The sequence below is a fragment of the Undibacterium sp. Ji42W genome, assembly GCF_049340405.1.
Classification (GTDB): domain Bacteria; phylum Pseudomonadota; class Gammaproteobacteria; order Burkholderiales; family Burkholderiaceae_D; genus Undibacterium.
Genome location: NZ_JBMPOV010000004.1, coordinates 85,774 through 110,258, shown reverse-complemented (window position 1 = coordinate 110,258; position 24,485 = coordinate 85,774). Strand labels below are relative to the sequence as shown.

Below are 24,485 nucleotides of genomic sequence, written 5' to 3'. Positions count from 1 at the left end.
AATATTGCTATCTAAAATGAGTTTCTGTCATCAAGCCAGCTATTATGACATTAGTCGGGCAATGTCATTAAAAAAAGCTATTGCCATCATCGTCAATAACAAAAAAAATCCGGCACGCTGCCCCATTTCGACATAACGGTCCTGCAAAGGTTTCCCAGTCAAAACTTCCAGCGAATAATACAACAAATGCCCCCCATCCAAAACGGGTATTGGTAGTAAATTCATCACGCCAAGGCTAATACTGATCACCGCAATGAAGCCAAGATAGACAATCATGCCAGTTCTGGAGGTTTGCCCGGCATAATCAGCGATGGTCAAAGGTCCGGTTATATGCTTCAGAGAAACACTACCCGTCAGCATTTTCCCCATCATTTTCAGGCTGAAGATGCTGGTATCCCAGGTTTTTTCAACAGACTTGACAAATGCCTGTGGCAGGTTAGCCTGTACCACCGTCATTTCCGGAACCATAGGCTGCAATTTCACTTTCATCAATCCCACTGTCTGCCCGCTTACTTCCTGACTGACAGGTGTGACTTCCACCTCAAATTTGCTGCCATTCCTTTGCACCATCAACCTCAACGGCTTATCAGGATTAGCGTTGACGATTTGCCGGAAATCTATTATATCAAGCAAGGTTTTCTGTCCTATTGCCAGAATACGGTCGCCAACCTGCAAACCTGCCTGCTTCGCGGGACTATCCGGCAAAAATTCCTCCAGTATAACTTCACTGCTTCCAGCAAGACTCAAGCCAATATGCTGCAAAATATCAGCATCAACTTCACTTGAACTTAGTTGTTGAAGTGGGATTTCTACAGAAATTGGTGCGTTACTACTAATGTTGCCAGTATTGGCATGCTGTACTTCAAGTACTGGATTACGCCTACTGACACCGGCCTGCATCATTTTCCAGCGGAACTCTGACCAGCTTTGTATTTGCTCACCATTGATAGAAGTAACCAGGTCACCATAGCGCAATCCCGCTTTATAAGCGATAGAGGCCTCTGATGCTACGCGTACTTTGGAAACTGCTTCTGGCACACCATGGACAAACAAAGCGGTATAAAGGAAAATCGCCAATAAAAAATTGGCCAAAGGGCCCGCAGCCACGATAGCTATACGCTTCCAGACCGATTGCTGGCAAAATTCGCGGGATAGTTCATTTGGGGCGATTTTTTCTGCACCGATCTCACGGGCGTCCAGCATTTTGACGTAACCGCCTAGTGGCAAGAGGGAAATGGCCCATTCCGTCTGGTCTTTACCCAAGCGCTTGGAGTAGATGACTTTCCCCATCCCCAGGGAAAAACGCAGAACTTTGACACCGCACCAGCGTGCAACAATATAGTGTCCAAATTCATGGATAGTGACCAGTATGCCCAGGGTCACCAGAAAGGCCAGTGCGTTTTGTAGCCATGTCATAAGGAGATCATCGCCTCTGCAACCCGGCGTGCTTCAGTATCGCAGGCAAGTATGCTTTCCAAGTCCGGCGTCTCGCTAGCAGCAAGTTTGCTCAGCGTATAGTCTATAACCTGATTGATCATGCGGAAGCCTATTCTCTTGTCCAAAAACGCTTGGACAGCGATTTCATTACTTGCGTTCAATATGGTTGCGGCAGACTTCCCCTCTTTTAGAGCATCATAGGCCAGTTGCAAGCATGGGAAACGCTGGAAATCTGGCTTGATAAAATTCAGGCTGGCGACCTTCAACAGATCCAAAGGTGCGACTCCTGAGTCTATGCGTTCAGGATAGGCCATACCGTAAGCGATAGGGATGCGCATGTCAGGGTTGCCCATTTGCGCTATCACTGAACCATCCATATAAGACACCATGGAATGAATCACACTTTGTGGATGGATCACCACCTCAATCTGCTCTGCCGGCGTAGCAAACAGCCAGTGCGCCTCGATGACCTCCAGCCCCTTGTTCATCATCGTCGCTGAATCGACCGAGATTTTACGACCCATGACCCAGTTGGGGTGAGCCACGGCTTGTTCAGGCGTGACATCATCCAGGGTATTGACATCCCTGTTCAAGAACGGCCCGCCAGAGGCGGTCAATAATATCTTGTATATACCATGCTGGCCAGGTTGACGGTTATAGTTGCCAGGCAAGCATTGAAAAATGGCATTATGCTCACTATCAATGGGTAGTAAAGCAGCGCCGCTGTCTTTGATGGCATCGATAAACAGCTGACCAGACATAACTAGTGCTTCTTTGTTCGCCAGCAAGACTTTTTTACCTGCCTTTGCAGCAGCCAAAGACGCAGGCAAACCGGCCGCACCAACAATGGCTGCCATCACGCTATCGCATTCATTTGCACTGGCAACGGCACACAAGGCCTCAGGGCCAGACAATATCTGAATTTGAGACAAATTTAATTCTTTTAACAGAATCGCCAGTTCATCAGCAGCCTTCGCATTACCAACCACTGCAACCTGAGGTAAAAACTGCGCGCATTGCTGAGCCAGTTTTTTTACCTGGGTATGTGCAGTCAAAGCAAAAACGCCATAGCGCTCAGGATGACGTGCGACCACATCCAAAGTCGATACGCCTATGGAGCCGGTAGAACCTAAGATGCAAAGCTGCTGTTTTTTCTGCATGTATTTTATCGCCACAAATCGACCAGAGCTGCCAGGGGAAGCACTGGTATCAATGCATCTATCCTGTCGAGTACACCACCATGCCCGGGCAAGAGGTTGCTACTGTCTTTCATACCGACACGGCGTTTCAATGAAGATTCAAACAGATCGCCCACTACGCTGGCCGCAGTAATCAAAGTCATGGCACCAACAAAGATAAGCCAGCCTTTTCTGGCAACTAATTGCGCAGTGAAAGTATTTTCCAAAGCGGGAATAAAGCTGGTCGCTGTCGCCAGTGCCAGTACGCAGATCCAGCCGCCGATAGCCCCCTCCCACGATTTACCGGGAGAAATTGTTGGCGCCAGTTTACGCTTGCCGAAAGTTTTGCCAGAAAAATAGGCGCCAATATCAGCAATCCAGACGATGGACATGACAGAAAACAGATACATTGGTGATTGCTTAAAGAAAACAGCAATCGCCACGAAGCAGGCAAAAATGCTGATGCCATACAAGGTACTCAGCATGCCGCTGGAAAAATTATGCGTCTCAGGCAAGCCTCTTGCCAGCGTAGGAACCAATCTGAAAGCCCAAAATGCCGTACTCAGCGCAAATAACAAGGGATAGGAAAAATCTGTCAGATGGAATAAACAATACACCAGCAAGCCTACCCACAGCACTGCCATGATGATGGGGCCAGGCTTTTTAAACAGTCGCTGACATTCCCACATCGCAGCAGCAAAAAAAGCGACCGCCAATACAGCGAAAGCATAAAAATTAGCCGAATACAGTACTGGCAGCAAAATGGCCAGCAGAACCAGAGCAGTCAGGACACGGGTTTTAAGCATTACTTGCTTTCTTGCTGGGCAGATTGTTCGGTTACTTGCGCGCTGGTACGTCCAAAGCGACGTTCGCGGTTTTGATATGATAATATAGACAAGTCCAGAGCAGCTGCATCAAAATCAGGCCAGAACGTATCCGTAAAATACAGCTCACTATACGCCAGTTGCCAGAGCAGGAAATTGGAAATGCGTGTTTCACCGCCGGTACGGATAAACAGATCCGGCTCAGGCGCATAAGCCATCGACAGATAGGCTGCAAGCTGGTCTTCTGTTATTTCCTGATCAGTTTGCCCTGCTGCTACCCGCTCTTTTTGCAAGTGGTTCATGGCTTGCATGATGTCCCAGCGCCCGCCGTAATTGGCGCAGATGGTCACAGTCAAGCCTTGATTATCGGCAGTTTTTTGCTCTGCAGCAGCTATCATTTTCTGCAATTGCGGGTCAAAGCGCGTGAGGTCTCCAACCACCTTCAGACGTATATTATTAGCGTGCATTTTCGCCACTTCTTTTTCAAGAGCGGTCACAAACAAACGCATCAATAATGAAACTTCTTCGGCAGGACGGCGCCAGTTTTCTGAGCTGAAGGCAAAAAAGGTCAGATAAGAAACGCCGCGGCGGGCACAGGCTTCGACAATACCCCTGACCGCCTCAACGCCCTTTACATGCCCGGCGACACGGGGCAAAAAGCGCTTGGTCGCCCAGCGCCCGTTGCCGTCCATAATAATTGCGATATGTTGAGGAATTGCGCCAACTGCCGGAATTTCCTTGGTGGAACTTGTATGGGTCATGTAAATCCAGAATGTGTTGATACGCGGGCGACGACTATACTGTCAACACTTCTTTTTCTTTGTCAGCCAGCAGCTTGTCCACTTCGGCAACAAACTTGTCTGTCAACTTCTGGATATCATCTTGTGCACGACGCTCATCATCTTCCGAGCATTCTTTTTCTTTCAGCAACTTCTTCAACGATTCATTAGAGTCACGACGAATATTACGTATCGCGATCTTGGCACTTTCGCCCTCCGTCTTGACCAGCTTGACCATTTCCTTGCGGCGTTCTTCTGTCAACGGCGGGGTTGGTACACGAATCAGCTCACCCTGGGATGATGGGTTCAAACCCAAATCTGCATCACGGATGGCTTTTTCAATCGCACCCAGCATTTTCTTTTCCCAAGGCTGCACACCAATCGTGCGCGCATCAATCAAAGTCACGTTGGCAACCTGGGTAATGTGGGTAGGTGTGCCGTAATAATCAACCTGGACATGATCCAGAATGCCGGTGTGGGCACGGCCAGTACGGACTTTAGACAAATCAGCTTTCAAAGTCTCAATGGACTTTTGCATACGCTGATCAGAACTTTTTTTAATCTCTGCTACGCTCATAGCGCTCTCCTGTACATCTTGGCATGAGCGGCGGGCCTTGCCGCGCTCCTTGCCGAATTAATATGAAACAATCCAAAGTGCAGGATTATACGTGCACTAAGGTGCCTTCGTCTCCCCCCAGAATGACATTCTTCAATGCACCCGGTTTAATGATGGAAAATACCTTGATAGGCAGCTTCTGATCGCGGCAAAGCGCAAAGGCAGTCGCATCCATGACTTGCAGGTGACGGGCAATGGCTTCGTCAAATGAAATCGTCGTATAACGCGTTGCTGCAGGATCTTTTTTAGGATCGGCCGTATACACACCATCAACCTTGGTTGCCTTCAAGACGATTTCAGCGCCAATTTCTGAACCGCGCAAAGCAGCGGCTGTATCGGTAGTAAAGAAAGGATTGCCAGTACCTGCAGCAAATACAATGACTTTGCCTTCTTCAAGGTATTGCAAGGCTTTAGGGCGTACATAAGGCTCAACGACCTGATCAATGGCGATAGCTGACATGACGCGTGAAGTCAAACCAACCTGACGCATTGCATCCGACAATGCCAGTGCATTCATGACTGTCGCCAACATACCCATGTAGTCAGCAGTAGCCCTGTCCATGCCTTGCGCACCAGGCGCAACACCACGGAAAATGTTACCACCACCGATAACGATGGCCAACTCTACGCCCATTCTTGATACTTCGGCCACATCAGCCACCATGCGCTCTATCGTCGCACGGTTAATGCCAAACGGATCATCGCCCATCAGGGCTTCGCCAGAGAGCTTCAAGAGCACACGCTTGTAAGCAGGTTTTGTCATGATAGGACTCCTTCTGGTAGTTTAAATAGTTTAAAAGAAATGCGTACTGGATGAAGCAACCTGGATAAGGCGCTTCAATGACCATTTGATTTGTAAACTAGCCCGGCCAGGCAATATACAAAGCAAATGGAGCACCATCCGCTCATATTTACACCTGAATACCTAAATTTGATGCTCAGACACAAATACTTACAATCGCTGGATTTAAAAAAACGGGCCTTTCGGCCCGTTTTTTTATTTCGGCAATTACGCTTGTTTTGCTGCAGCCACTTGCGCGGCCACTTCTGCGGCGAAGTCATCTTGCTTCTTCTCAATGCCTTCACCAACTACAAACATAGTGAATGCCTTGACAGTTGTATTAACAGATTTCAACATCTGCTCAACTGTTTGCTTGTCATTCTTAACGAATGTTTGATTCAGCAAAGAAACTTCCTTCAGGAATTTCTGTACGGAACCTTCAACCATTTTTTCAACGATCTCTGCTGGCTTGCCAGATTCTGCTGCCTTCAGAGCCGCTACAGAGCGCTCTTTTTCGATCAGATCAGCGGGCACCTGGTCAGAAGACAAGGAGACTGGCTTCATCGCAGCGATATGCATCGCTACGTCTTTACCAACTTGCTCATCCGCACCGTCAAATTCAACGACCACGCCGATACGTGTGCCGTGCAGGTAAGAAACCAGCTTGGCAGTTGTATCAAAGCGAACAAAACGACGGAAAGACATGTTTTCGCCGATTTTACCAACCAGTGCTGCGCGCACTTCTTCAACTGTTTTGCCATCCAGTGGCAACGCACCTAATGCTGCGATATCAGCAGGATTGTGCTCAGCGATCAGTTTTGCACAAGTATTTGCCAGCGCCAGGAAATCATCATTCTTGGTCACGAAGTCTGTTTCGCAGTTAACTTCGATCAGGGAACCAACATTACCAGCGATGTGAGATGCGACAACACCTTCTGCAGTAATGCGGGAAGATGCTTTAGAAGCTTTGCTACCCAGTTTTACACGCAGAATCTCTTCCGCACGGTCCATATCGCCTTCTGCTTCTGTCAGCGCTTTTTTGCATTCCATCATTGGCGCATCTGTTTTTGCGCGCAGTGCACCTACCAAAGCTGCTGTAATCGCTGCCATGTCATTCTCCTAGTTCAAAGGTGTTTAAAAAAACACCGATATCAAATTTTGTTTAAAAAAAAGGGCGAACGACTGTTGCCCCATTTTTTGTTTCAAGCCGCCATAGGCGGCTTGAAACCATGTGCCAGAACAGGCAATTAAGCTTGTTCTACTTCTACAAACTCATCAGAACCTGGCTTAACAGCTTCCAAAACTTCGTTCACTGCGTTTGCACGGCCTTCCAGGATGGAGTCGGCAACACCGCGAGCATACAAAGCGATTGCTTTGGAGGAATCATCATTGCCTGGGATGATGTATGCAACACCTTCTGGGGAGTGGTTAGTATCAACCACGCCGATAACCGGGATACCCAGTTTCGCCGCTTCAGTGATCGCACCTTTGTGGTAGCCAACGTCAACTACGAAAATTGCGTCAGGAATGCCGCCCATATCCTTGATACCACCGATGGATTTTTGCAGCTTGATCATTTCGCGCTGGAACATCAAAGCTTCTTTTTTGGACAGTTTCTCAACAGAACCGTCTTCAATGGAAGCTTCCATGTCTTTCAAGCGCTTGATGGATGTTTTGACTGTTTTGAAGTTAGTCAACATACCGCCCAACCAGCGTTGATCAACGAAAGGCATGCCAGCACGTTGTGCTTCTGCTGCGATGATGTCACGGGATTGACGCTTGGTACCAACCAGCAACACTGTGCCGCGATTGGAAGACAATTGACGGATGTACTTCATCGCGTCCTGGTACATTGCCAGAGTTTTTTCCAGGTTGACGATATGAATCTTGTTGCGATGGCCGAAGATGTACGGTGCCATTTTTGGATTCCAAAAACGAGTTTGGTGGCCAAAGTGCACGCCGGCTTCGAGCATTTCACGCATTGTTACAGACATAATAACTCCAGGGTTAGGTCTTGAATCCAGCCAGTGATCTGAGCGGCTTAATAGTTACCTAAGCTTAACGCTGCAAGACACCCTTTTCGACCGGATTCGATTGATAAAATATAAATTAGCAAGTACCGCATTTCTATACATCTACAAGCTAACCATCTATTCTACTATAAAAACAGTATTTTCCTCAAGTGCTCCGAACAAGAAGCCAGTACAGTAGTACTGTCAGGGCAATGCGGCACAGCCTTTCATAGACTATAATTCCGGTTCTGCAACACTTTCGCAATTTTACTCAGCCCAAGACTTTAGCTGGTCAGCGAACCTGGCAGCGCCGGCAAAATGCCTGGTCTATGTCATCTGTTCGCTACGCAAGTCTTGGCAAACGACAAGAAAACGTATGGAAGCTATCACTATAAAGACGCCGGAAGATATCGCCGGCATGCGCATTGCCGGCAAACTGGCTTCGGAAGTCCTTGATTACATCACGCCATTTGTCAAAGTCGGTGTGAGTACTGGTGAGCTCGATCGCCTTTGCCATGAATTCATGACCAATGTGCAAGACACCATCCCTGCCCCACTGAATTACTGCCCGCCAGGCTACACACCTTATCCCAAAGCCATTTGCACATCGGTCAACGATGTTATCTGCCACGGCATTCCTGGCGACAAGGTCTTGAAAGATGGCGACTCAGTCAATCTGGACATTACCGTTATCAAAAATGGCTATCATGGTGATACCAGCCGTATGTTCCTGCTGGGCGAGCCATCTATCTTGTCCAAGCGTCTGAATGCTATTACTTATGAATGCATGTGGCTGGGCATCGATAAAATCAAACCTGGCGCACATTTGGGGGACATTGGTCATGTTATTCAACAGCACGCTGAACGTGCGGGTTACAGCATCGTACGTGAATTTTGCGGTCACGGCATAGGCAAGATATTCCATGAAGCACCTCAAGTCATGCATTATGGCAAACCGGGCACCATGGAAAAGCTGTTACCAGGCATGATTTTTACAGTAGAACCCATGGTCAATGCTGGTCGCCGCGACATCAAGGAAATGCCTGATGGCTGGACCATCAAGACCAAGGACCGTAGTTTGTCGGCACAATGGGAACATACTGTGCTGGTGACGGAAACCGGCTATGAAGTGCTGACTTTGTCGGCAGGTTACCCACCTATTCCGGAATTCATCAAACTCGCTTAAGACCCTGGCCACATGCAGACACCGGCACTCTCTTTCAAGGAAGAACTGAAATCAGCGCAACTGATCGTCATCAATGCGTTTAAGGAAAATCATAAGGCAGAACAACTGCTACATGATTTGTGCCGGAATGTAGATCAGCAGCTCAGCAAAATCTGGCGTCATTTTGATTTCCCGAAAGAAGCGGCGCTGGTCGCTGTTGGTGGTTATGGCCGCGGCGAATTATTCCCCTACTCCGACGTTGATGTACTGATTTTGTTGCAGCAAAGGCCAGACGCCGTCTTGCGCGACAAGCTGGAAAAACTGGTGCAGCTATTCTGGGATATAGGCCTCGATATTGGTCATAGTATACGTACCATTGATGAATGTTTGCAAGAATCTGCAGCCGATATCACCGTGCAAACGAGTTTACTGGAAGCGCGCCTGGTAACAGGCAGCCGCAAATTATTCAAGGAAATGCAGCAGCACTATGCGGAAGCCATGCATCCGCAAAAATTTTTCCAGGAAAAATTGCTGGAACTGCAGCAGCGTCACGTCAAATATGAAGATACACCGTATAGCCTGGAACCCAATTGCAAGGAAAGCCCGGGCGGGCTGAGGGATTTGCAAGTCATACTCTGGGTGGCTAAGGCGGCCAATCTTGGCAATTCCTGGCGCGAACTGGCAGAGCGCGGACTGATCACCGATGTTGAAGCCCGGCAGTTGAAACGCAATGAGCGCGCCTTCAAGGATATTCGCATACGACTGCATATTTATGCAGGACGCCGTGAAGATCGCCTGATTTTCGATGTGCAGACAGCAATAGCAGAAACATTTGGGTTCAAGACCACAGAGTCAAGGCGTGCCAGCGAGCACCTGATGCAGCGCTATTACTGGGCAGCCAAGGCAGTCACCCAGCTAAATACCGTGTTACTGCAAAACATAGAAGCCGTTTTATTTCCACAGCCTTCAGTGCCCCGCCCTATTAATGAACACTTCAATGAAGTAAACGGCTTCATCGATATCGCCAGAGATGACACCTTTGAAGCCAACCCATCGACCATACTGGAAATATTTCTGGTCATGGCCAGGCACACTGAACTCAAAGGCATGACGGCCAGAACCTTGCGCGCCCTGTGGCATGCGCGGTTATTGATTGATGCTGAATTCCGCCATGACATTTTCAATCGCTCGCTATTTCTGCAAATTCTGCAATCGCCGCAAGGGATTACCCATGCCTTGCGCCGCATGAATCAGATGAGCATATTGGGTCGCTACCTGCCCAATTTCCGCCGCATCATAGGGCAGATGCAACATGATCTGTTTCATGCCTACACGGTAGACCAGCATATCCTCATGGTTGTACGCAATTTGCGCCGCTTCACCATGCCCGAGCATGCGCATGAGTACTCATTTTGCAGCCAGTTGATGGCGAATTTCAATCAGCCCTGGGTTTTGTATATCGCAGCTTTATTCCATGATATAGCCAAGGGGCGCGGTGGTGATCATTCGCTATTGGGCATGGCAGATGCAAAAAAATTCTGCTACGACCATGGTTTGAGCAAAGCCAATACCGAGTTGATTATCTTCCTGGTGGAAAAACACCTGACCATGTCGCATGTGGCGCAAAAACAGGATTTATCTGATCCAGACGTGGTGCAGAATTTTGCCAATCTGGTCAGGGATGAACGCCATTTGACCGCGCTGTATTTACTCACAGTCTCTGATATCCGCGGTACCAGCCCCAAAGTATGGAATGCCTGGAAAGGCAAGCTGCTGGAAGATTTGTACCGCATGACACTGCGTGTACTGGGTGGTGAAACGCCGAGCAAGGACAGGGAGTTAAAGAATCGTCAGGAAGAAGCCTTAAAAGCCTTGCGCCTGTATGGTCTGGCACCTGATGCGCATGAAAAATTCTGGCAGCAACTTGATGTCGCGTATTTCTTGCGTCACGACTCCTCTGATATCGCCTGGCAAACGCGCGCCTTGCATGACCGCATAGACAGTCAGGCACCGGTGGTGAAATGTCGCCTATCACCCATAGGTGAAGGCTTGCAAATCACTGTCTATGTCAAAGACCAGCCCGACCTGTTTGCACGCATCTGCAATTATTTTGATGGCAAGAATTTTGGTATTCTTGATGCAAAAATCCATACTAGCAAAAACGGCTATGCCCTTGATACTTTCCTGGTGATAGAGCCTGCTTTTGCAAATAATTACCGTGACATCATTAATTTGATAGAGCACGAGCTAACAGAGATTCTGACACGCCAGACACCTCTTTCTCCACCTAACCGTGGACGTTTGTCGCGCATGTCACGTACTTTCCCTATCGTGCCTACAGTCGATTTGCGGCCAGATGATCGCGGCCAGTATTATTTATTGTCTATCTCTGCGAATGACAGAAATGGCTTGTTGTATGCCGTGGCAAATATACTAACCAAATATAAAATCAATTTACATACTGCAAAGATCATGACCCTGGGCGAAAGGGTGGAAGACGTTTTCATCGTCGATGGCCAGGCTTTGCAAGGCGCCCGCAGCCAGATACAGTTTGAAACCGACTTGCTGGATGCGCTGAGAATTTAAACGCTGACAACGCAATACTACAACCGAATAATCAACACTCTTGCCTGATCCGCAACCAGACTCAGGCAAGACTACTCTAAAAGCATCATGACTGAACTTGTAAGACTCTCCAAACGCATGTCCGAACTTGGTCTTTGCTCCCGCCGTGAGGCCGATGAATGGATAGCACGCGGCTGGGTTAGGGTTGACGGCAATGTCATCTCAGAACTGGGCAGCAAGGTATTGCCTCACCAGAAGGTGACGGTGGAAAGACAAGCCGCCGCAGAACAATCGAAACGCGTGACAGTCCTCATCAACAAACCCGTCGGTTTCGTCAGTGGCCAGGCTGAAGATGGTTATACACCGGCAATCGCCCTGATCAAACCAGAAAACCGCTGGGCAGAAGATGAGGTTGATACCCAGTTCCACCCTACCCAATTGCGCAGCCTGGTGCCCGCTGGCCGCCTGGATATCGATTCAGTCGGTTTGCTGGTGCTAACCCAGGATGGCCGCATCGCCAAACACCTGATAGGCGAAACTACTGTGGTGGAAAAGGAATATCTGGTGCGGGTGCAATATAGCAAGCCAGGACGTTTGCCAGATGCAGAACTGCGTCGCCTGAATCATGGCTTGTCACTCGATGGCAAGAAACTCTTGCCTGCCAAAGTCACCTGGCAAAATGAAGATCAGTTGAATTTCATCCTGCGTGAAGGCAAAAAGCGCCAGATCAGGCGTATGTGTGAAATGGTGGGCTTGAGAGTCATAGGACTGAAGCGCGTGCGCATAGGCAAGATCAAGCTGGGTAAATTGCCAGAGGGCCAATGGCGTTACCTCCGCGAAGATGAGCAATTCTAATTTGCACTCTTCAAAAAACAAAAGGGCAAGAATGTAGATTCTTGCCCTTTTGTTTTTGATACTGAAGATTCAATCGATTCATTCGTCGTCGTTTGGATACAACTCCGGGAACAAGACTTCAGTAAAACCAAATTGTGTCAGATCACGTATGCGCATTGGATACAAAATCCCATTCAGATGATCACACTCATGTTGTACGACGCGGGCATGGAAGTCATCTACTTCGCGTGAGATGCGCACACCGAACTGGTCATAGCCCTCATAACGCAATGCACTCCAGCGCGGTACCAGGCCACGCATGCCTGGCACTGATAAACATCCTTCCCATGCATCATCCGTCTCTTCAGACAAAGGTGTCAAAATTGGATTAATGAGTACAGTCTCTGGAACTACAGGCGCATCAGGATAGCGCGGATTGTTCTTGAAACCAAAAATCACCAGTTGTAAATTCACGCCAATTTGCGGCGCTGCCAAACCAGCGCCATTGGCGGCAATCATGGTCTCGAACATATCCTTGATGAGCTCATGCAATTCTGGAGTATTAAACGCTGTAACTTGTTCGGCAACTCGTAACAATCGTGGGTCGCCCATTTTCAGGATAGGATGAATCATGGTGCACCAGATTTTGTATAAATTATTTAATGGATGGCTATATTTAAAACCACGGCCAGATAGTGCCTGGCCATGCTTTCATGTTACTTACTTCAAGGACTGCAGATATTCAGAGAACTCCGCACTGGTTTCCTTGTGCTTCAAGCCGAGTGCAACACTGGCTTTCAGATAACCCAGTTTTGAACCGCAATCATACCTGGTTGCATTCGGCCGGAAAGCATAGACCGGGAAGTCTTTCAGCATGGCAGCAATACCATCCGTCAATTGAATTTCACCACCAGAACCTTTCCCCAGGTTTTCCAGATAAGTGAAAATACGGCCAGACAAAATATAGCGACCGACTACTGCCAGAGTAGACGGAGCAACATCGGGCATAGGTTTTTCAATGATGCCCTGCACTCTCTCCAGGCTATCGGTGTAAGGCGTACCACTGACGATACCGTATTGGCGGGTAAATTCACGCGGTACGTTTTGTACAGCAATAATGCTACCGCCCTCAGCTTCATACTGATGTGCCATCTGAGCCATGACAGAAGGTTGGCCAACATCCGCATCCATCAAATCATCCGCCAGCAAGACTGCAAATGGATCATCACCAATCACTGGACGAGCGCACAAAACCGCATGACCTAAACCCAGAGCTGCTGTCTGACGGATATAAATGCAATTGATGTTCTTGGGGATGACGTTCCTGACCAGATCCAGCAATGCTTCTTTGCCTGCTGCTTCCAGTTCGCTTTCCAGTTCATAGGCTTTATCGAAATGATCTTCGATCGCCCGCTTGTTCCTGCCGGTAATGAACACCATTTCAGTAATGCCAGCTTCTACTGCCTCTTCAACCGCATATTGTATGAGTGGCTTATCAACGATAGGCAGCATCTCCTTGGGTTGTGCCTTCGTGGCAGGCAAGAAACGACTACCCAAACCAGCTACTGGGAATACGGCTTTTTTAATTTTTCTCATTTCAGCTCCTGGAGCAAAGTTGAAGCAATTCTGCTTCTGTCAAAATAGTTAAACCCAATTCTTGCGCTTTCACCAGCTTGCTTCCTGCATCATCACCAGCAACCAGATAACTGGTTTTTTTTGATACTGAGCCTGATACCTTACCACCGGCTTTTTCTATTATTTCTGTCGCCTGGTCGCGGCTCAGCGTAGGCAACGTTCCTGTCAGCACCAACGTCTTGCCAGCCAATACCTGCTCACTTTTTTCCTGCACTTCTATCTCAGTCCAACGTATACCAGACGCCAGCAATTGCTCCACCAGCTCCACATTAAGCGGATCAGAAAAGAAGCGGAGTATCGACTTGGCAACCACAGGGCCAACATCCGATACTTTCAGCAATTGTTCTTCTGTCGCTATCATCAATGCATCCGTATTACCGAAATGCGCTGCCAGATCTTTTGCTGTCGATTCACCAACGTGGCGTATACCCAGTGCGTATATAAAGCGGGGGAAGCTAGTCAGCTTTGAGGTTTCCAACGCTTTCAATACATTTTGCGCAGACTTCTCTGCCATACGGTCAAGCTCAACCAGCGCGCGCAGACCAAGCTTATACAAATCTGCTGCAGTTGTAACCACATTCTTGTCAACCAACTGATCAATGAGCTGTTCTCCTACACCATCAATATTCATTGCCTTACGTGAAGCAAAATGCGACAAGCCCCCCTTGCGCTGTGCTGTACATTTTATCCAACCGCCGCTGCAACGCGCAATCGCTTCATCTTCCGGTTTTTGTATGGGTGAGCCACAAATCGGACATTCAACTGGCATGACAAACTGGCGCGACTCCACCGGGCGTTTTTCCAATATGCTGGCGACAACCTCCGGTATCACGTCCCCCGCACGACGCACAGAAACCGTATCACCTATGCGTATATCCTTGCGCTGTATCTCTTCTTCATTGTGCAGAGTCGCATTGGTTACAGTGACGCCACCAACAAAGACCGGGGCCAGTCTGGCCACAGGCGTAATCGCACCTGTTCTGCCGACTTGCACTTCTATATCCAGCACAGAAGTTAAGGCTTCTTGCGCGGGGAATTTGTGAGCGATTGCAAAACGTGGCGCGCGGGATACAAAACCAAGCGACTGCTGGCTGGCAAAATCATTGACTTTATAGACTACGCCATCGATCTCATAATCCAGGTTGTCACGCCTGGTTTGAATCGCCTTGTAAAATTCCAGTAAACCAGATGCACCACTGACCAAGGCATTTTCTTCACAGACAGGGATGCCTGCCTGTTTATACCAGTCCAGCAAGGCACGATGAGAGAGAGGCACGCTCATGCCTTCCAGTAAACCTATGCCATAGGCAAAAAAACGCAGGCTACGCTGGGCAGTAATTTTTGAATCAAGCTGACGCAGGCTGCCAGCCGCCGCATTACGTGGATTGGCAAACTCTTTGGCACCAGCATCTCGCTGGCGTTGATTGAGTTTTTCAAAATCGCGTTTGAACATCAATACTTCACCACGCACATCCAGTATCTTTGGCGGGTTTTCTACCCTTAAGCGTAACGGGATGCTACGTATGGTGCGGATATTTTCAGTGACATCTTCGCCAGTAAAACCATCACCACGCGTTGCTGCCTGTGTGAAGACGCCATCGATATAGCGCAAATTGATGGCCAGGCCATCAAACTTCAAATCTATCGCGTAGACAATTTCATTTTGAACATCCAGCCCCTCGCGGGCACGGCGATCAAAATTGATGACGTCATCATCTTCAAAGCCATTATTTAGCGACAGCATCGGCACGGCATGCTGCACCTGGCCAAATTCTGGCAAAGGTACCCCGCCTACCCTATTGGTGGGTGAATCAAGCGTTTTTAATTCGGGATGCGCTTCTTCCAGTCGCTGAAGCTCTGAAAACAATCTGTCATATTCAGCATCTGGCACGCTGGGGTTATCCAGCACATAATAGGCATGTGCATGCCTGTTCAACTCTGCGCGCAGTTGTTCTGCGTGTGCAGCTGTTGTTGAGGTGTCTGCTACCTTGGCGGCAGCATCCAAAAGATCATTCTGCATGTCTACAATAATTAACTAAATAGTCGTTGCGCACGCAAGGAGCCAGCTGGAATCTGCGCCTCTGCCATTGCTGCATAAAATTCATGAACCTGGCCAGATATCTCATCGAGTGCCAGTTTGGAGATGGGTTGATTGCCATCGTCGACCACAGTACCGCTGAGGCGGGTAGCCAATGAGCGGGCGCAAGCGGCCATGGCACCAAAGCCGTCGCGCGCAGGAGCAACGCAGGGTACATCCAGCAGCAGGGTCAGGCGCGAAGTCATGGTCTCACTGACGCTGACATTAGTGGACAAAGTAAACAGGCTGCCGCCATCGCCATCAGGCATCATCAAACGGCCATCAGGCCGTTGATCAAAACCCATTTTCTCCAATGCTGCGAGTAAAGTATTCAATGCCCATGGCGCACCATTGGCAGTGATATTGACGCTCAATTGTGCGTCATGCTCAGCAACGAATTGATGTAGTTCGCGAGCGTTGACCATGACTTTATTCATGTCAGGAATATCTGGGTGCGCGCTCAGATTGTCAGCAATCGCCCGCAATTTCATGATGAATTCAGAGTATTCCAATTCATTCAGCGGGCCGTTGCGGCTGACCATCTGCACGCCGGCAAACAGGCAAGTGTAAGCTCCACCAACGGCAATTACATCACGCTCGCCGCTATGACTCTGGCCTATGAAATGCACAGGTTTCTTACCCACATATTTAAGGTCAGCAATTTCCACGAGGATTTTCTCACCACGTACCGGTGTTTCAAATTCCAGTGGAATCACACAATCGATCAATTCATCGACTGGCAATTCTTTATCCTGAATCGCTACCGGAGCTTCCATTTCAGCCTCTACATCTGCATGCATGGGCACATGGTGCTGTTGCACATCTTCAGCTGGTTGCACATCGCCATCAAGGCTAGGTTCATGCCTGACTATGGATTCCACTGGTGCATCAGGATTCATAAGGACATCATCATGTCCATCACCAAACGCATTTTCAACGGTTTTTTTGGCTTTGTATTCTTGCCATTTATTAAAAATAAGGACGCCGACTACCAGCGTTCCACCTATTGCCAACAAACTGATTTGTAGATCTGTCATGCTGCTTGAACCTCAGTAGCAAAATTGACGGCAGATTCCATATCTACCGCCACGATTCGTGAAACCCCCTGTTCTTGCATGGTGACACCAATCAATTGTTGTGCCATTTCCATCGCAATCTTGTTATGGGAGATAAATAAAAATTGTGTGTTTGCCGACATGCGTTTCACCATGTTACAAAAACGCTCGGTATTTGAGTCATCCAGCGGCGCATCAACTTCATCCAGCAAGCAGAAAGGTGCAGGATTCAACTGGAACATCGAAAAGACCAGTGCCGTTGCCGTCAAAGCTTTTTCACCACCAGACAGCAAATGAATGGTTGCATTCTTTTTGCCAGGGGGCTGCGCCATGACTTGCACACCAGAATCCAGAATTTCATCACCAGTCATGATCAGTTTCGCCTGACCACCGCCGAATAAAATCGGGAAAAGTTCAGCGAAATGATGATTCACCTTGTCAAAGGTATCTTGCAACAAGTCGCGTGTTTCAATATCAATCTTGTGAATGGCATCCTGCAAAGTCGTGATTGCCTCGGTCAGATCAGCATGTTGGGCATCCAGGAAAGTCTTGCGTTCAGTTGCCTGCGCCAGCTCGTCAAGAGCAGCCATGTTCACTGCACCGAGTGCTGCAATCGCATTGGTCAGACGGGTCACTTCACCCTGTAAATAAGATGGCTTGAGATCATCATGCAATTTTTGCGCCAGTACCTCTTCATCAACTTCAAAATTGCGTAACTGCTCTGAGAATTGTTCCTGGCTCAGACGTGCGGCCTGCTCTTTCAATTGCAATTCGACGATGCGGTCACGCTGAGGTTGCAGGCTGCGCTCCACCTGCATTTTTGATTCTTCGTGATGGCGCAATTGCTGTGTCAACTGATCCAGTTCGTGGCGGGCATTTGCCAAGGCCACTTCCTGAGAGCTACGCCTGTCCAACAAATCTTGTAAGCCGGCTTGTGCAGTCTGGTCATCCATAGACTCCAGCTCCAGTTGACCTTGTTGCATACTGGCAAACAATTGTGCAGATTGTTCGAGTGCCGTTGCAATACTGCGACGTAACTCCTCCATCTTGCTGCGATGGGATTTTTCTGCAAAGGCAGCTTCTTGCGCAGCCAGTTCAAGGTCGCGCAAACGCTGCCTGGCTTCATTCAGTTGCTGTTCTTTTTCCAGATAAGCGGTCTGACCTTCTTCATGGGCTTCCTGCAACTCTGCCAGGTCCATATCTAGTTGCTCAAATTTTTGCTCGGACTCGGCACGGATTTGCTGCTGCTCACTCTCTTGCGCAGCGATTTCTGCCAGGTCAGTGCCTATCTGCGTGCTCCGCTGATTAAAGCGCTCCTGCACTTCAGACAATTTCATAAATTCAATTTGCAGACTATGCGTAGTCTGCGTCAGGCTGCCCACGCGCTGGCGCAAGTCTTGCAATTGCTGCGTGGCCTGAGTGTAAGCAGATTCCGAACGTACGGCGCGGGTCTTGGACTCGTCCGCCAGCATGTGCTTGGCACGACATTGCTTGGTGATGTTTTCTATCTCTTGCTGACGTCCCAACACGCCATCTTGCTCAGAGTCTGCAGCATAAAAGCGCACACTTGAGCGGGAAATAACATGACCTTGTTTGGTGATAAAACAGGCACCGGCTGGCAATTTAACCCTGTCCATAAAGGCAGAGGTAATATCCTCAGCGATATACACCTGATGCAACCAGTCCTGCATCAAACCGCGCAAACCTGCGTCATTGAGTTGCAGCAAGTCGATGAAGGACTTGAAACCAGCCAGAGGTGCAACGCTTTCTACCACTATCGTGGGAGCGCACACAGCCAGTTTGGCAGGCGGCGCATCACCAAAAAAGGCTTTGGCCCAGTCAAGATTCGACATTTCCAGCGCGGCAGTTCGCTCGCGCAAAATGGATTCCAGCGCGGTTTCCCAGCCAGCTTCGATGTGCAATTTCTGCCAGATTTTTGGTAAGCCACTCAATTCGTGTTTTTCCAGCCATGGCTGCACCTTGCCCTGACTTTGTACTTTTTCCTGTAATTGCTTCAAGGCCAGCAGACGAGCTTCCAGTTGCGCATATTCAGCGCTATCCTGGTTGACTTGTTGCTGTGCCTGTTTACGCTCGTCTTCCAGCAAAGGCAAGCGCTCTTGCGCCTCCTCCAGTTGCATGGTGAGCTCTTCCAGTACTTGCTTTTTCTCTTCAAGCTGCATGGACAGATTGTCCAGATGCGTCGTATCCGGCAACATCAGGCCCTGTTTTTCCTGCATCAGGCGCTCGCGCCGGGTTGTCAGGGTGTTCAGGATATTTGACGCATTGCGCTGATGGGCAGATTCCAGCTCTATCTGCTGTTGCATCTGCATGATTTTGGCGCGTGATTCTGTCGTCTTTAATTGCGACTCACGCCAAATTTGTTCCATTGCGGGCAGCTTGTCTTGCTGCTGCTGGCTGACTTCCAATGCCTGCTCGGCACGCATGGCCAGCTCTTCGACATGGATTTCGCCCTCAGACAAATCATCCTGGAATTGCCGGCTCTGGTTTTGCCATTGATCACGTTGCGCAGTCAGTGACTGCAATTGTGATTGCAAACGGCTACGCGATTCGATGACGAACTTGATTTGCGCTTCCAGGCTGCCAATCTCGGCATTGGTCTGGTACAAATGCCCCTGCGCCTGGTGCATACGGTCACCGACTGCATAGTGCGCCTGGCGCATTTGCTCCAACTCCAGCTCGACATGGCGCAGCTTGGCTGTTTGTTCTTCGAGGTCGGTCTGGGTCTTTTCTATCTCGGCAAAATGCTTTTTTTGTTCATTTTCTGCTTCTTTTTTACGAAGCAACCACAGCAGCTTTTGCTTTTCTTCCTGGTCTGTCTGCAATTCGCGGAATTTATTGGCAACGACGGCTTGCGCACCCAACCTGTCCAGGTTGTTATTCAATTCGCGCAGGATGTCTTCAACACGCACCAGATTCTCGTGGGTGTCATGGATGCGGTTTTCCGTCTCACGGCGGCGTTCTTTGTAGCGGGAAACACCGGCAGCTTCTTCAAGGAAAATTCTTAATTCTTCTGGGCGGGCTTCGATGATGCGCGAAATCATACCCTGACCGATAATCGCATAGGCGCGCGGCCCCAAACCGGTACCGAGAAAGATGTCCTGGATATCACGGCGGCGCACTGGCTGACCGTTAATGTAATACGTGGATGTACCATCACGGGTCAAGGTACGTTTGACGGCAATTTCACCGTATTGGCTCCATTGGCCAGCAGCTTTGCCCATGCTGTTATCAAAAACCAGCTCTACCGACGAGCGGCCAGCGGGTTTGCGGTGGGTAGAACCGTTAAAGATAACGTCCTGCATGGATTCACCACGCAGCTCAGAGGCTTTGGATTCACCCAAGACCCAGCGCACAGCATCAATAATATTGGATTTGCCGCAACCATTAGGGCCGACAACACCAACCAGTTGGCCAGGAACCTGAAAATGGGTGGGATCTACAAAAGATTTAAATCCCGCTAATTTAATAGAAGTTAATCGCACTTTATATAATTTTATTATCTTTTGCAGTCAAATCTACCGCGTATCGTATATATGCCAAGGCCATCAATGCCAGCCGCGTTCCTGTATCGCTGCATCATACCATCGTAAGAGCAAAATTTTCAGTTTTCAAACTTATGACACAATTTACATATTAATCAGTATTTCACGCAAGTACAGGTGAAAGCCTTTCTCTATAGAATCCTCAGGACGCTATAATACGGATTACAAATAAAAAGCAGCAAAATCAAGCAGACCAGAGAAATAAGCTAAAAAGCCTGTTTAGCGTCGACAACAATTCGAAAAATGACATTTAATCCCTACCTCAGTAAGTTGCAGCCGTATCCGTTCGAGAAACTGAAACGCCTGTTTGCCGATGTTGTGCCAAATTCCAAGTTTCCAGCCATCAGCCTAGGCATAGGCGAACCCAAGCACCCTACTCCCGCTTTGATCAAGGATGCCATCGTCGACAATATGGCAGGTCTTGCCAGTTATCCGTCCACTGCTGGATCAGATGCCCTGCGCACCTCCATTTCTGCCTGGCTGGGACGTCGCTACAATATACTGCCGCTGGATGCAGCAACCCAGATTTTGCCCGTCATCGGTTCACGCGAAGCTCTGTTCGCCCTGGCGCAAACTGTCATAGACCCCAGTGACTGCAAAAATGGGCTGCCATTAGTGGTATGCCCCAATCCTTTTTATCAGATTTACGAAGGCGCAGCCTATCTGGCCGGGGCTGAGCCCTACTTTGCCAATGCTGATCCTGAGCGTAATTTTGCACCGGACTACAAGAACATCCCAGAATCAATCTGGCAGCGCGTACAACTACTGTATATCTGCTCACCTGGCAACCCTACTGGTGCAGTATTGGATCTGGATGACTGGAAAGAACTATTTACCCTGTCAGACCGTTATGGTTTTGTCATTGCGGCAGATGAATGCTATTCCGAAATTTACTTTAAAAAAGAAGCCCCTCTGGGTAGTCTGCAGGCCGCGCACGAACTGGGCAGGAACGAGTATCAACGCCTGATTACCTTGTCCAGTCTGTCAAAACGCTCGAATGTACCTGGCATGCGTTCCGGTTTCGTAGCGGGGGATGCGGAAATCATCAAAAAATTCTTGCTGTACCGGACTTATCATGGCAGCGCCATGAGCCCGAACATTCAGGCTGCATCAGTCGTGGCTTGGAATGACGAAGTACATGTACAAGAAAATCGCGACGAATATATACGTAAATTTGCCCAAATCACACCCATCCTACAAGAAGTGCTGGACGTGAAGCTGCCTGACGCTGCCTTTTACCTTTGGGCGAAAATTCCTGATGCCCTGGGTTTGTCGGATACAGAATTCGCCCGTCGCCTCTACGAGGAATATAATGTAACAGTGCTACCCGGCAGTTATCTGGCGCGCGAGGCCCATGGCATCAACCCTGGGCAAAACCGCATACGCATGGCTTTGGTGGCTGAGCCTGAAGAATGCCTGGAAGCAGCGCAAAGGATAGTGAGTTTTTGCAAGAATTTTAGGCCAGTACCAGTCTGATACTGCGACCAGACAGCACACACAAGATTATTTCGCTTTATATTTTTTACATTTTCATTTGAAGACACTCAACATGACTCAACAATTACAGCAAATCATTGATCAAGCCTGGGAAGACCGCACAAATTTCTCGCCAAAATCTGCACCTGCAGAAATCCGCGAAGCCGTTGCCCATGTCTTGAGCGAACTTGACGCAGGCACTCTGCGCGTTGCGCAAAAAATAGAAGGTAGCTGGCAAGTCAATCAATGGGTCAAAAAAGCTGTATTGCTGTCTTTCCGCCTCGAAGACAATATCACTATGCCTACTGGCGACCATATGCAATTCTTCGACAAGGTACCAACCAAGTTTGCCAATTACACGGCTGAAGACTTCATCAAAGGTGGCTTCCGCGTGGTGCCACCGGCAGTAGCACGCCGTGGCAGCTTCATTGCCAAAAACGTAGTGTTGATGCCTTCTTATGTCAATATAGGCGCTTATGTCGATGAAGGCGCAATGGTTGATACCTGGGCGACAGTCGGTTCATGCGCGCAAATTGGTAAAAACGTGCACTTATCTGGTGGTGTTGGCATCGGTGGCGTATTGGAACCTATGCAAGCCAATCCTACTATCATTGAAGACAATTGCTTTATCGGTGCCCGTTCAGAAATCGTAGAAGGCGTGATCGTTGAAGAAAATTCCGTGATTTCCATGGGGGTGTATATCGGCCAGTCCACCAAGATTTACGACCGTGCCACTGGCGAAGTCAGCTATGGCCGTGTACCTTCAGGTTCAGTCGTTGTTTCCGGCAATTTGCCATCTCCCGATGGCAAATACAGCCTGTATTGCGCAGTGATTGTGAAACGTGTCGATGCACAAACACGCTCCAAAACAAGCATCAATGAATTGTTGCGCGGCGCTTGATTTAGTACTTTTTCGCGTCATTTTTACGTTGTTTTTTAATAATTAGCTCAGCTTAGGGACACATCATGGCAGCGATGGAGAGGTTATTTCAATTGATGAAGGAAAAACAGGCCTCTGACATGTTTTTCGCGATGAATTCGCCCATACATTTGAAAATCAATGGCAATCTGCTCCCTATCAATCAGCAGAAGATGGATCAGACAAACATCCTGTCGCTGCTCAGTGAAGTAGTAGAGTCTGAGCACATGGAGGAACTGGAAGAAAAAAACGAACTGAATATCGGCATTGGCGCGCCAGGCATAGGCCGTTTCCGTCTTTCGGCCTTCCGCCAGCGTGGTTCGATATCTGCTGTTTTCCGTTACGTTCCTGGGGACATCCCAAAACTAGATACCTTGCACTTACCACCGGTGCTGGCTGAGTTGATTATGGAAAAACGTGGCTTGATCTTGCTGGTCGGTTCTACCGGCTCAGGCAAGTCAACTACGATCGCATCCATGCTGGACCATAGGAATGAAGTCAAAACCGGTCATATCCTGACGCTGGAAGACCCGATTGAATTTTTGTTCCGCAGCAAAAAATCCATCGTCAACCAGCGTGAAATTGGTAGCGATTCTGAAAGTCTGAAAACAGCGTTGAAAAACTCGCTGCGCCAGGCGCCAGATTGCATCCTGATTGGGGAGATTCGTGATCTGGAAACCATGATGGCAGCGATTGCCTATGCACAATCTGGCCATCTGGTATTAGCGACTCTGCATGCCAATAATAGTTACCAGGCGTTGAACCGTATCATCAGTTTCTTCCCTATGGAAACCCGCAGTGCCTTGCTGCTGGATTTGTCGTCTTCCATACGTGCGATCATCTCCCAGCGCCTGATACGCGCTAAAGATGGTGGCCGCGCGCCTGCGGTCGAGATCATGCTCAATACCCGTTATGTGGCTGAGCTGATAGAACAAGGTGATATCTTCCAGATCAAGGAAGCGATTGAAAAAAGTCTGTCGCCTGGCTCGCAAACTTTTGAACGCGCCCTCATGCATTTGATCAGGGAAGGCTTGATCACCCAGGAAGAAGGTCTGGCCAACTCTGACTCTGCGAATAACTTGTTATGGTTGCTGAACAATGAAGCAGCAAGTGTTACTGCTCCAAAACCAGAACCAGAACCAGAAACCAAAGAAGAAGCTTCTTTCACAGAATTTACCCTGAACGTATAAAAAGTATGACGCGAAGCATTACCTTGTTTGGTATCCCAAACTGTGACACCGTAAAAAAAGCCCGTACCTGGTTGCAAGAACAGGAACTGGCTTTTGAATTCCATGATTTCAAAAAACAAGGACTGAACCGTGCCGCCATAGAAACATGGCTGGAACATCAAAACCCGGATGTACTGATTAACCGCAAAGGTACAACCTGGCGCGCGCTCAGCGATGTAGAAAAAGCCTCTGCCACAGATACTGAACAAGCCATTACACTTATGCTGGATAAACCATCTGTCATCAAACGCCCGGTATTGCTAATCGATAATGATGGCAAATCCCAAGTCAATGTCGGTTTTTCCGTGCCGCAGTACCAGTCCATTTTCCATAAGTAAAC

The 24,485-nt window shown here is 48.7% G+C and carries 20 protein-coding genes; 7 read left to right on the top strand and 13 right to left on the bottom strand.

The window, feature by feature from the left end; translation table 11 throughout:
• Positions 1–42: 42 nt before the first annotated feature.
• The 8 genes from rseP to rpsB form a co-directional block, all read right to left on the bottom strand.
• A complete protein-coding gene (gene rseP / locus ACO0LG_RS09825) occupies positions 43–1,416 on the bottom strand; it encodes an RIP metalloprotease RseP (RefSeq protein ID WP_423025782.1) in 1,374 nt (457 codons plus the stop codon).
• Positions 1,413–2,597, bottom strand: coding sequence for a 1-deoxy-D-xylulose-5-phosphate reductoisomerase (gene ispC / locus ACO0LG_RS09820; protein ID WP_423025780.1), 1,185 nt, complete (start codon positions 2,595–2,597; stop codon positions 1,413–1,415). The genes rseP and ispC overlap by 4 nt, the downstream gene beginning before the upstream one ends.
• Before the next feature lie 5 nt (positions 2,598–2,602).
• The gene (locus ACO0LG_RS09815) at positions 2,603–3,421 is read right to left on the bottom strand and encodes a phosphatidate cytidylyltransferase (protein WP_423025778.1); all 819 of its coding nucleotides are present in this window, start codon (positions 3,419–3,421) and stop codon (positions 2,603–2,605) included.
• The gene (locus tag ACO0LG_RS09810; protein ID WP_423025776.1) at positions 3,421–4,200 is read right to left on the bottom strand and encodes an isoprenyl transferase; all 780 of its coding nucleotides are present in this window, start codon (positions 4,198–4,200) and stop codon (positions 3,421–3,423) included. Before ACO0LG_RS09810 ends, ACO0LG_RS09815 begins: the two co-directional genes overlap by 1 nt.
• 34 nt (positions 4,201–4,234) lie before the next feature.
• Positions 4,235–4,795, bottom strand: coding sequence for a ribosome recycling factor (frr, locus tag ACO0LG_RS09805; RefSeq protein WP_186951392.1), 561 nt, complete (start codon positions 4,793–4,795; stop codon positions 4,235–4,237).
• 85 nt (positions 4,796–4,880) lie between these two features.
• A complete protein-coding gene (pyrH, locus tag ACO0LG_RS09800) occupies positions 4,881–5,597 on the bottom strand; it encodes a UMP kinase (RefSeq protein ID WP_422949875.1) in 717 nt (238 codons plus the stop codon).
• Positions 5,598–5,843: 246 nt separating this feature from the next.
• Positions 5,844–6,725 (bottom strand): translation elongation factor Ts, encoded by an 882-nt coding sequence (gene tsf / locus ACO0LG_RS09795; protein WP_186951391.1) that lies wholly within the window; start codon positions 6,723–6,725, stop codon positions 5,844–5,846.
• A 137-nt stretch (positions 6,726–6,862) separates the two neighbouring features.
• Positions 6,863–7,609 (bottom strand): 30S ribosomal protein S2, encoded by a 747-nt coding sequence (gene rpsB / locus ACO0LG_RS09790; protein ID WP_186951390.1) that lies wholly within the window; start codon positions 7,607–7,609, stop codon positions 6,863–6,865.
• A 394-nt stretch (positions 7,610–8,003) separates the two neighbouring features.
• Here rpsB and map point away from each other — a divergent pair, with 394 nt between their 5' ends.
• From map to ACO0LG_RS09775, 3 genes are all read left to right on the top strand, one after another.
• Positions 8,004–8,813 (top strand): type I methionyl aminopeptidase, encoded by an 810-nt coding sequence (map, locus tag ACO0LG_RS09785; protein WP_423025773.1) that lies wholly within the window; start codon positions 8,004–8,006, stop codon positions 8,811–8,813.
• Between the two features lie 12 nt (positions 8,814–8,825).
• Positions 8,826–11,378, top strand: coding sequence for a [protein-PII] uridylyltransferase (locus ACO0LG_RS09780; protein ID WP_423025771.1), 2,553 nt, complete (start codon positions 8,826–8,828; stop codon positions 11,376–11,378).
• An 87-nt stretch (positions 11,379–11,465) separates the two neighbouring features.
• A complete protein-coding gene (locus tag ACO0LG_RS09775; RefSeq protein WP_423025769.1) occupies positions 11,466–12,212 on the top strand; it encodes a pseudouridine synthase in 747 nt (248 codons plus the stop codon).
• A 78-nt stretch (positions 12,213–12,290) separates the two neighbouring features.
• On the opposite strand, the gene def is transcribed toward ACO0LG_RS09775, so the two are convergent.
• From def to smc, 5 genes are all read right to left on the bottom strand, one after another.
• The gene (gene def, locus ACO0LG_RS09770) at positions 12,291–12,824 is read right to left on the bottom strand and encodes a peptide deformylase (protein WP_423025767.1); all 534 of its coding nucleotides are present in this window, start codon (positions 12,822–12,824) and stop codon (positions 12,291–12,293) included.
• 87 nt (positions 12,825–12,911) lie between these two features.
• On the bottom strand, positions 12,912–13,787 hold the full coding sequence (gene galU, locus ACO0LG_RS09765; RefSeq protein WP_423025765.1) for a UTP--glucose-1-phosphate uridylyltransferase GalU: 876 nt from the start codon (positions 13,785–13,787) through the stop codon (positions 12,912–12,914).
• 1 nt (position 13,788) lies between these two features.
• The gene (gene ligA / locus ACO0LG_RS09760) at positions 13,789–15,846 is read right to left on the bottom strand and encodes an NAD-dependent DNA ligase LigA (protein ID WP_423025763.1); all 2,058 of its coding nucleotides are present in this window, start codon (positions 15,844–15,846) and stop codon (positions 13,789–13,791) included.
• An 11-nt stretch (positions 15,847–15,857) separates the two neighbouring features.
• Positions 15,858–16,940 carry a cell division protein ZipA C-terminal FtsZ-binding domain-containing protein gene (locus tag ACO0LG_RS09755; RefSeq protein WP_423025761.1) on the bottom strand — a complete coding sequence of 361 codons (1,083 nt, stop codon included), beginning with the start codon at positions 16,938–16,940 and terminating at the stop codon, positions 15,858–15,860.
• Positions 16,937–20,461, bottom strand: coding sequence for a chromosome segregation protein SMC (smc, locus tag ACO0LG_RS09750; RefSeq protein WP_423025759.1), 3,525 nt, complete (start codon positions 20,459–20,461; stop codon positions 16,937–16,939). The genes ACO0LG_RS09755 and smc overlap by 4 nt, the downstream gene beginning before the upstream one ends.
• Positions 20,462–20,764: 303 nt before the next feature.
• On the opposite strand from smc, the gene dapC reads away from it, so the two are divergent.
• The 4 genes from dapC (at position 20,765) to ACO0LG_RS09730 (ending at position 24,483) form a co-directional block, all read left to right on the top strand.
• A complete protein-coding gene (gene dapC, locus ACO0LG_RS09745; RefSeq protein WP_423025757.1) occupies positions 20,765–21,997 on the top strand; it encodes a succinyldiaminopimelate transaminase in 1,233 nt (410 codons plus the stop codon).
• A 73-nt stretch (positions 21,998–22,070) separates the two neighbouring features.
• A complete protein-coding gene (dapD, locus tag ACO0LG_RS09740; protein ID WP_423025755.1) occupies positions 22,071–22,898 on the top strand; it encodes a 2,3,4,5-tetrahydropyridine-2,6-dicarboxylate N-succinyltransferase in 828 nt (275 codons plus the stop codon).
• Positions 22,899–22,963: 65 nt separating this feature from the next.
• The gene (locus ACO0LG_RS09735) at positions 22,964–24,106 is read left to right on the top strand and encodes a PilT/PilU family type 4a pilus ATPase (RefSeq protein WP_423025753.1); all 1,143 of its coding nucleotides are present in this window, start codon (positions 22,964–22,966) and stop codon (positions 24,104–24,106) included.
• 5 nt (positions 24,107–24,111) lie between these two features.
• Positions 24,112–24,483, top strand: a complete 372-nt coding sequence (locus ACO0LG_RS09730) for an ArsC family reductase (protein WP_423025751.1) — start codon at positions 24,112–24,114, stop codon at positions 24,481–24,483.
• The last annotated feature ends 2 nt before the right edge of the window (positions 24,484–24,485 follow it).

Coding starts and splice junctions, on each gene's coding strand:
- ACO0LG_RS09775 (WP_423025769.1), top strand. CDS start 11,466: ATGACTGAACTTGTAAGACTCTCCAAACGCATGTCCGAACTTGGTCTT.
- rseP (WP_423025782.1), bottom strand. CDS start 1,416: ATGACATGGCTACAAAACGCACTGGCCTTTCTGGTGACCCTGGGCATA.
- map (WP_423025773.1), top strand. CDS start 8,004: ATGGAAGCTATCACTATAAAGACGCCGGAAGATATCGCCGGCATGCGC.
- galU (WP_423025765.1), bottom strand. CDS start 13,787: ATGAGAAAAATTAAAAAAGCCGTATTCCCAGTAGCTGGTTTGGGTAGT.
- def (WP_423025767.1), bottom strand. CDS start 12,824: ATGATTCATCCTATCCTGAAAATGGGCGACCCACGATTGTTACGAGTT.
- ACO0LG_RS09810 (WP_423025776.1), bottom strand. CDS start 4,200: ATGACCCATACAAGTTCCACCAAGGAAATTCCGGCAGTTGGCGCAATT.
- pyrH (WP_422949875.1), bottom strand. CDS start 5,597: ATGACAAAACCTGCTTACAAGCGTGTGCTCTTGAAGCTCTCTGGCGAA.
- ligA (WP_423025763.1), bottom strand. CDS start 15,846: ATGCAGAATGATCTTTTGGATGCTGCCGCCAAGGTAGCAGACACCTCA.
- ACO0LG_RS09780 (WP_423025771.1), top strand. CDS start 8,826: ATGCAGACACCGGCACTCTCTTTCAAGGAAGAACTGAAATCAGCGCAA.
- dapD (WP_423025755.1), top strand. CDS start 22,071: ATGACTCAACAATTACAGCAAATCATTGATCAAGCCTGGGAAGACCGC.
- dapC (WP_423025757.1), top strand. CDS start 20,765: ATGACATTTAATCCCTACCTCAGTAAGTTGCAGCCGTATCCGTTCGAG.
- frr (WP_186951392.1), bottom strand. CDS start 4,795: ATGAGCGTAGCAGAGATTAAAAAAAGTTCTGATCAGCGTATGCAAAAG.
- ACO0LG_RS09815 (WP_423025778.1), bottom strand. CDS start 3,421: ATGCTTAAAACCCGTGTCCTGACTGCTCTGGTTCTGCTGGCCATTTTG.
- ispC (WP_423025780.1), bottom strand. CDS start 2,597: ATGCAGAAAAAACAGCAGCTTTGCATCTTAGGTTCTACCGGCTCCATA.
- ACO0LG_RS09735 (WP_423025753.1), top strand. CDS start 22,964: ATGGCAGCGATGGAGAGGTTATTTCAATTGATGAAGGAAAAACAGGCC.
- rpsB (WP_186951390.1), bottom strand. CDS start 7,609: ATGTCTGTAACAATGCGTGAAATGCTCGAAGCCGGCGTGCACTTTGGC.
- ACO0LG_RS09730 (WP_423025751.1), top strand. CDS start 24,112: ATGACGCGAAGCATTACCTTGTTTGGTATCCCAAACTGTGACACCGTA.
- ACO0LG_RS09755 (WP_423025761.1), bottom strand. CDS start 16,940: ATGACAGATCTACAAATCAGTTTGTTGGCAATAGGTGGAACGCTGGTA.
- tsf (WP_186951391.1), bottom strand. CDS start 6,725: ATGGCAGCGATTACAGCAGCTTTGGTAGGTGCACTGCGCGCAAAAACA.